The sequence below is a fragment of the Tenacibaculum sediminilitoris genome (assembly GCF_964513795.1).
GTDB classification, from domain to species: domain Bacteria; phylum Bacteroidota; class Bacteroidia; order Flavobacteriales; family Flavobacteriaceae; genus Polaribacter; species Polaribacter sediminilitoris.
In genome coordinates this window covers 22,031-29,249 of the sequence record NZ_CAZEQR010000019.1, presented here as the reverse complement: position 1 = coordinate 29,249, position 7,219 = coordinate 22,031, and the positions used below count along the sequence as shown (strand labels likewise).

The window sequence follows — 7,219 nt, the reverse complement described above, 5'->3', positions numbered from 1 at the left end:
TTTTGGAAAACTCATTAATGAAATTACTGACAAAAATCACTCTGGATGGAATGGGGTATACAATGGTACTATTCTTCCTTCTAATGATTACTGGTATAATGCTGAACTAATTGATTCTAACGGAAAAGTAAGAAAAAAAACTGGGCATTTTTCACTACTTAGAAAATAGATTACACGCTATGAAAAAGTTAATTATTTTAAGTTAAGTTTATCGTTTACTCAAATTACATGTTGGTAAAATATGAAACTCCCTTCAAAAGATTATTGGTTTCATACTAAATTTAAAGGTATTAACGACAATATAATAAATAAAAAAGGGCACTTTACTCTCAAAAGAAATTAAACTTCATCACATAAATAACTATCCGTATTTTTGTTGAATGAACTTTGAATTAAACTCAGAATTTAAACCAACAGGAGACCAACCTCAGGCTATTAAACAACTTTCAAACGGAATTTTAACCAATGAAAGATATCAAACACTTTTAGGTGTTACAGGGTCTGGTAAAACGTTTTCAGTAGCTAATGTTGTTGCGGAAGTAAACCGTCCAACACTAGTATTGGCACACAACAAAACTTTAGCGGCACAGTTGTATTCTGAGTTCAAACAGTTCTTTCCAAACAATGCTGTTGAGTATTTCGTTTCGTATTATGATTACTACCAACCAGAAGCTTATATTCCTGTTACAGGAACTTATATAGAAAAAGATTTATCGATTAACGATGAGATAGAACGTTTACGAATCAGTACTTCCTCTTCCCTTCTTTCTGGGCGTCGAGATGTATTAGTTGTTGCTTCTGTTTCTTGTTTGTATGGTATAGGTAACCCTACCGAATTCAAAAAGAACGTTATTACCATTGAGGTCGACCAACAAATATCACGTACCAAATTTTTACATCGCTTAGTTACAAGTTTATATGCTCGTACTGAAGTTGAAATAAAAAGTGGAACGTTTAAAGTTAAAGGAGATGTGGTTACCATTTATCCTTCCTATGGTGAAAATGGCTATAGAATTCACTTTTTTGGAGATGAAATCGAAGAAATAGAAACGTTTGATATTGAAACCAACGAAGTTATTACGCGGTTAGAAAAACTCAACATATACCCTGCCAACCTTTTTGTAACCTCTCCTGACATTTTGCAAAATGCCATTCATCAAATTCAAGAAGATATGGTAAAACAGGTAGATTATTTCAAGGAAATAGGAAAGCATTTAGAAGCTAAACGTTTACAAGAACGCACTGAGTTTGACTTAGAAATGATTCGAGAATTAGGATATTGCTCTGGAATTGAGAACTATTCTCGTTATTTAGACGGACGAGAAGCTGGCACCCGTCCTTTCTGCCTACTAGATTATTTTCCTGATGATTATCTAATGGTAATTGATGAAAGCCATGTTACCGTACCACAAGTACACGCGATGTATGGTGGAGACAGAAGTCGAAAAGAAAACTTAGTAGAATACGGATTCCGATTGCCTGCTGCAATGGACAACCGTCCGCTAAAGTTTGAGGAGTTTGAAGCTTTACAAAATCAGGTGATTTATGTATCGGCGACACCAGCAGATTACGAATTGCAAAAAACCGAAGGGTTATTTGTAGAGCAAGTAATTCGACCTACAGGATTGTTAGATCCAGAAATTGAAGTTCGTCCGAGTTTGAATCAAATTGATGACTTAATTGAAGAAATTCAGATTCGTGTAGAAAAAGATGAACGTACTTTGGTTACCACACTAACCAAGCGTATGGCTGAGGAATTAGCTAAATACCTAACACGTATTCAAGTACGCTGTCGCTATATTCATTCCGATGTAGATACTTTAGAGCGTGTAGAAATTATGCAAAACTTACGTAAAGGCTTATTTGATGTATTGATCGGAGTTAACTTACTCCGTGAAGGCCTAGATTTACCAGAAGTATCTTTGGTTGCTATTTTAGATGCTGATAAAGAAGGTTTTTTACGTTCACATAGGTCATTAACACAAACCGTAGGACGAGCTGCACGTAACATAAATGGTAGAGCCATTATGTATGCGGATAAAATTACCAATAGTATGCAACTAACGATTGACGAGACCAATCGTAGACGTGAAAAGCAAATTAATTACAATACAGTTCACGGAATTACGCCTACACAAATCAATAAAAAGATAGACAATACGTTATCTAAAAATGCGATTACTTCGTACCATTATGACAATGCTACGCAAAAAGCTGCTGAGCAAGAGTTAGAATACTTACCTAAACAAGAAATAGAAAAACGCATACGCATCAAACGCAAGCAAATGGAAGAAGCTGCCAAAGCATTAGATTTTCTAGCAGCTGCTCAGTTAAGAGATGAAATTGAGGTTTTGAAGGAGAATTTGTAAACTTTTTAGTTTGATTCTTAATCTTTAATAATTTAATTTAGCTATCGGACGATATCAATCATTCCATTAACCGTAAAATAATTCTGTGATCAAAAAAATATTTTTTATTCTAATAATAACTCTAGTTTTTTCATGCAAAAAGAAAAAAAACCTCCTTATTACTGTCAATGAAATTCCTTTAATACAATATTATAGAATTGATCAAAAAAACATTGCTATTATAAGTTCCGACTTTCATATGAGCTTAAAAGAACAAGAGTTAACTAAAAACGGAATAAGATTAGCTTTAAATTATAATTATGAAAATTCAAAAAATGAGTTCATAAAGGCGCTAACTATAAACCCTAAAAGTTGTATTACTTTAAATAATTTAGGTAACCTAGAAGTCATTATGAAAAAGTTCCCTAAAGCAATAGATTATTACAAAAAATCAATAACCCTGTCAGATTCTACTTACTATCCAGCTATCCTTAACCTTGGTAAAATATATGGATTTTTAGGAGAAGACAAAAAGGCCGATAAACATTATAATTATATAATTAAAAAATCTGAGATTGACTTTTTAATTGGCATCTCTTATCTTGGCCTTTCAGAAATGTACTTAGATTATGGTTGGATTGACAAAGCTAAATTATCAATTGATATGTCAGAATCTATATTAATCAATTATCATGATTTTGGCTCACAAATTGATATTTTAAAGAAAAAGATTAAAGAGTACTAATGAATAAACTATGGATAACAACATTTATTAAAAATTGTGTAGTTTAGCACTAAATCAATTTTAGTTGTATGTGATTTTCTTGCTGAAAATACTCGCGTACAAAAATGTTACTTCCCATACTCAAAACCGATAACGAAGCACAAAAAAACCTCACTATTTACAGTGAGGTTTTTCTAATATATTTTACTAAGAAATAATTAAAAAGTTTTAAGCTTTTAAAACTTCTCCTACTTTATCAGCAGCCTCTTGGAACTCAGTAGCTGAGATAATTTCCATTCCGCTGTTGTCAATTAATTCTTTTGCTTCTTTTGCGTTTGTTCCTTGTAAACGGCAAATAATAGGCACATTAATTTTGTCTCCCATATTTTTATAAGCATCTACCACACCTTGAGCAACACGATCACAACGAACGATACCTCCAAAAATGTTTACCAAGATAGCTTTTACATTAGGATCTTTTAAAATGATTCCAAAAGCAGTTTCAACACGTTGTGCATCTGCAGTACCACCAACATCTAAAAAGTTTGCTGGGTCACCACCTGCTTGCTTAATTAAATCCATAGTTCCCATTGCTAAACCAGCTCCGTTTACCATACATCCAACGTTACCATCTAAATCTACATAGTTTAATCCTGCAGCTTTAGCTTCTACTTCAATTGGGTTTTCTTCACGTAAATCACGCATTGCTGCATAATCTTTATGACGATATAATGCATTCTCATCTAACGATACTTTAGCATCTACTGCCATAATTTTATCATCAGATGTTTTTAATACTGGATTAATTTCAAACATCGAAGAATCAGACTTGATGTATGCTGTATATAAAGCGGTAACAAATTTTACCATTTCTTTTAAAGCTCCACCGCTTAACCCTAAGTTAAAAGCAATTTTACGAGCTTGGAAAGGTAATAATCCTGTTCCTGGATCAATTTCTTCTGTAAAAATTAAATGTGGAGTTTCTTCTGCCACAGTTTCAATATCCATACCTCCTTCAGTAGAATACATAATCATATTTCTACCTGTAGCACGGTTTAATAAAACTGACATATAAAATTCATCTGGCTCACTATCACCTGGATAATACACATCCTCAGCAATTAATACTTGATTTACTAACTTTCCTTCTGCTGAAGTTTGAGGAGTTACTAACATCATTCCTAAAATGTCATCAGCAATACTTTTTACCTCATCTAGGTTTTTAGCTAACTTAACACCACCACCTTTTCCACGACCACCTGCGTGTACTTGAGCTTTGATTACGTGCCAACCAGTACCTGTTTCTTCTGTTAATTTCTTCGCTGCTTCAACAGCTTCTTCTGGAGTATTTGCAACAATTCCACGTTGAATACGAACGCCAAAACTGCTTAATATTTCTTTACCTTGATATTCGTGTAAGTTCATTAGATATGAATTTTTAAAGTCGAACAAAAATACAAATTCAATTTATAATACCTTGTAATTTGTGTTTTAATTTATTGATTAATCTTTGATGTGCCTTTTTGCATTTTTTTAACTTCTAAAGTGTAACGCTCATTTTTTTTATATGTCTTTACCTTAATTAACATGATTTTGTGATTTATTAATTGAAATCATAATAATTTAGCTTAACCAATAATACATTTTCAATCAACAATGCATAATAGATTACTAGCTTTGATTATTATTATTTTCTTCACTACCGAAGTTATAATTGCTCAAACCTTAAACCAAAATAGAAAAAGAATAGAAGCAACACGAATAGATTCAGCTCCTAAAATTGATGGAATTTTAAATGACGATATATGGAGTAATGTTCCAATTGCAAAAGATTTTGTAATGATGCGCCCTGATAATGGCAAAAAAGAACCCAATACACATACAACCGAAGTAAAATTGGTATATGATAATGATGCAATTTATATCTCTGCTTTAATGCACGACCCTGAACCATCTAAAATCCCTGCTGAATTTACCAATAGAGATAACTTTGGTAATTCAGATTTTTTTATGGTTATGATTAACCCTATTGATGATGGGCAAAACCCCGTAATGTTTATTGTAACTGCCGCAGGTACTCAAATAGATTCGAAAGTATCTAACAAGTTCAATGAAGATTACAATTGGAGTGCTGTGTGGGAAAGCGCACATAAAATAACAAAAGATGGTTGGGTAGTTGAAATGAAAATTCCATACAGAGCATTACGTTTTGCGAACAAACCTGTACAGTCATGGGGAATGAATTTTCACAGAGAAATTAGAAACTTAAACTCTCGCTACACTTGGAATCACATTGATAATCAACAAGGAGCCTGGACTCAATATGATGGTTTAATTGAAAACTTTAAAGATATAATACCTCCTACTAGACTGTCTTTTTACCCTTACGCTTCAGCAACAACTACCACTTTTGATGGTGAAACAAATTTTGATTGGAGTGCAGGTATGGATGTAAAATATGGTCTTACAGAAAACTTTACACTCGATGCCACTCTTGTTCCTGATTTTAGTCAAGTGGGTTTTGATGACGTTGTTTTAAACCTAGGTCCATTTGAACAGCAATTTACTGAACAACGTCAATTTTTTACTGAAGGTATTGAACTTTTTACCAAAGGGAATTTGTTTTATTCTAGAAGAATTGGTTCAGCCCCTATTAAACCTGTAGAAGTAGATGAAGATAATGAAACTATTCTTAGATCAGATGATAAAGTACAAATGTTAAATGCTGTAAAAGTTTCAGGAAGAACTAAAGGTGGACTTGGAATTGGTTTTTTTAACGCTATTACAGACAAAACAGAAACAACCATACAAAATAATACGACAAAAGAAGTTAGAAAAGAAACTACCAATCCTTTTTCTAATTACAACATTATGGTGTTAGATCAGCAGTTTAATCAAAACTCAGCAATAACTCTAATCAACACAAATGTTACAAGAGTTGGTGATTTTAGAGATGCCAATGCTACTGGTTTGTTATGGCATGTTGAAGATAAAAAAAGTACTTATAATATTGACGGGTCGGTTAAAATGACTAATATTAGTGACGATCCTTCAGAACCAAATACTGGATATGCTTTCGACACCAGTATAGGAAAACATGCAGGTACATGGCGTTGGGAAATTGGCTATAAATTTGAAAATAAAGATTACGATCCTAATGACATGGGAATTTTATTTAGTAATAATGAACAAGGAATTTACGGTTTTACTGGGTATCGTTTATTAAAGCCTAAAGGTATTTTTAATGATTATGGAGTTAACTGGTACTACAATATTAACTTTTTACATCATTCAGACACTTACACCGGTACCAACTCTGGTCTGTCATTTTGGGCTAATACAAAAACACGATTTAGTTTTGGTGGTAACTTAAACTACAGTACCGAAAGAAAGGACTTTTTTGAACCAAGACAAGGAAGTACCAACGGGGTTTATTTTAACAGGCCTGAAAGACTAAACATAAACCACTGGGGATCTAGCGATTACAGAAAAAAAATGGCAATTGACTACGATTTTTGGTACACTTTTAACAGGCAAACAATAAAAGGTGTTAACCAAATGAGTTATGGCTTTGGATTTAGACCTAGATATCGTTTTAACAAACAATTCTCGTTAATTTATGGTTTAAACTACAGCAAATCAGAAAATCAATTTGGGTATGTTAATAGTGATGATGACAACATTTATTTCGGACAACGTGACTGGACTTCGTACAATAATTCGTTAACAGGTAAATATACTTTTAGTCCAATATCTTCATTATCTCTTACTTTTAGACATAATTGGAGTAAAGTTCCCTACAATGAGTTTTATCAACTAAATCAAAATAACGGGGAACTGGAGAACACCTCTTATACAGAGCAACATGATATGAATTTTAATAGTTGGAATTTAGATTTAAACTATGCATGGCAATTTGCACCAGGGAGCCAATTAATTGCTTTTTACAGAAACTCTATTTTTAGTTCAAATGAAAATGCTACTCAGAACTTCTTTACGAATCTAGATAACCTTTTTAGTGAACCCAATCAACACACTTTTTCGGTTCGTTTGGTTTATTTTATTGATTATAACAATTTAAAAAAAATACTTTAAAAGGGGATTTATTTATTAATTTTTATGAAATCAGATTGGCTTATAAAGTCTT

At 32.6% G+C, this 7,219-nt stretch carries 5 protein-coding genes; 4 read left to right on the top strand and 1 reads right to left on the bottom strand.

Annotated features, from left to right (window positions below; genetic code table 11):
• Positions 1-13 precede the first annotated feature (13 nt).
• The 3 genes from ACKTSW_RS06830 to ACKTSW_RS06820 all read left to right on the top strand — a co-directional run bounded on the left by ACKTSW_RS06830 (position 14) and on the right by ACKTSW_RS06820 (position 3,093).
• Positions 14-169, top strand: a complete 156-nt coding sequence (locus ACKTSW_RS06830; RefSeq protein WP_408024530.1) for a T9SS type B sorting domain-containing protein — start codon at positions 14-16, stop codon at positions 167-169.
• Between the two features lie 211 nt (positions 170-380).
• Positions 381-2,369, top strand: coding sequence for an excinuclease ABC subunit UvrB (gene uvrB, locus ACKTSW_RS06825; RefSeq protein ID WP_408024529.1), 1,989 nt, complete (start codon positions 381-383; stop codon positions 2,367-2,369).
• 238 nt (positions 2,370-2,607) lie between these two features.
• Complete coding sequence (locus ACKTSW_RS06820; protein ID WP_408024528.1) at positions 2,608-3,093, top strand: tetratricopeptide repeat protein; 486 nt, start codon at positions 2,608-2,610, stop codon at positions 3,091-3,093.
• A 207-nt stretch (positions 3,094-3,300) separates the two neighbouring features.
• On the opposite strand, the gene sucC is transcribed toward ACKTSW_RS06820, so the two are convergent.
• Entirely contained in the window at positions 3,301-4,497 is a 1,197-nt protein-coding gene (sucC, locus tag ACKTSW_RS06815; protein ID WP_408024527.1) for an ADP-forming succinate--CoA ligase subunit beta, read from the bottom strand.
• Positions 4,498-4,728: 231 nt separating this feature from the next.
• Here sucC and ACKTSW_RS06810 point away from each other — a divergent pair, with 231 nt between their 5' ends.
• Entirely contained in the window at positions 4,729-7,167 is a 2,439-nt protein-coding gene (locus ACKTSW_RS06810; protein ID WP_408024526.1) for a DUF5916 domain-containing protein, read from the top strand.
• Positions 7,168-7,219: the final 52 nt, after the last annotated feature.

Coding starts and splice junctions, on each gene's coding strand:
- ACKTSW_RS06820 (WP_408024528.1), top strand. CDS start 2,608: ATGAGCTTAAAAGAACAAGAGTTAACTAAAAACGGAATAAGATTAGCT.
- uvrB (WP_408024529.1), top strand. CDS start 381: ATGAACTTTGAATTAAACTCAGAATTTAAACCAACAGGAGACCAACCT.
- ACKTSW_RS06810 (WP_408024526.1), top strand. CDS start 4,729: ATGCATAATAGATTACTAGCTTTGATTATTATTATTTTCTTCACTACC.
- sucC (WP_408024527.1), bottom strand. CDS start 4,497: ATGAACTTACACGAATATCAAGGTAAAGAAATATTAAGCAGTTTTGGC.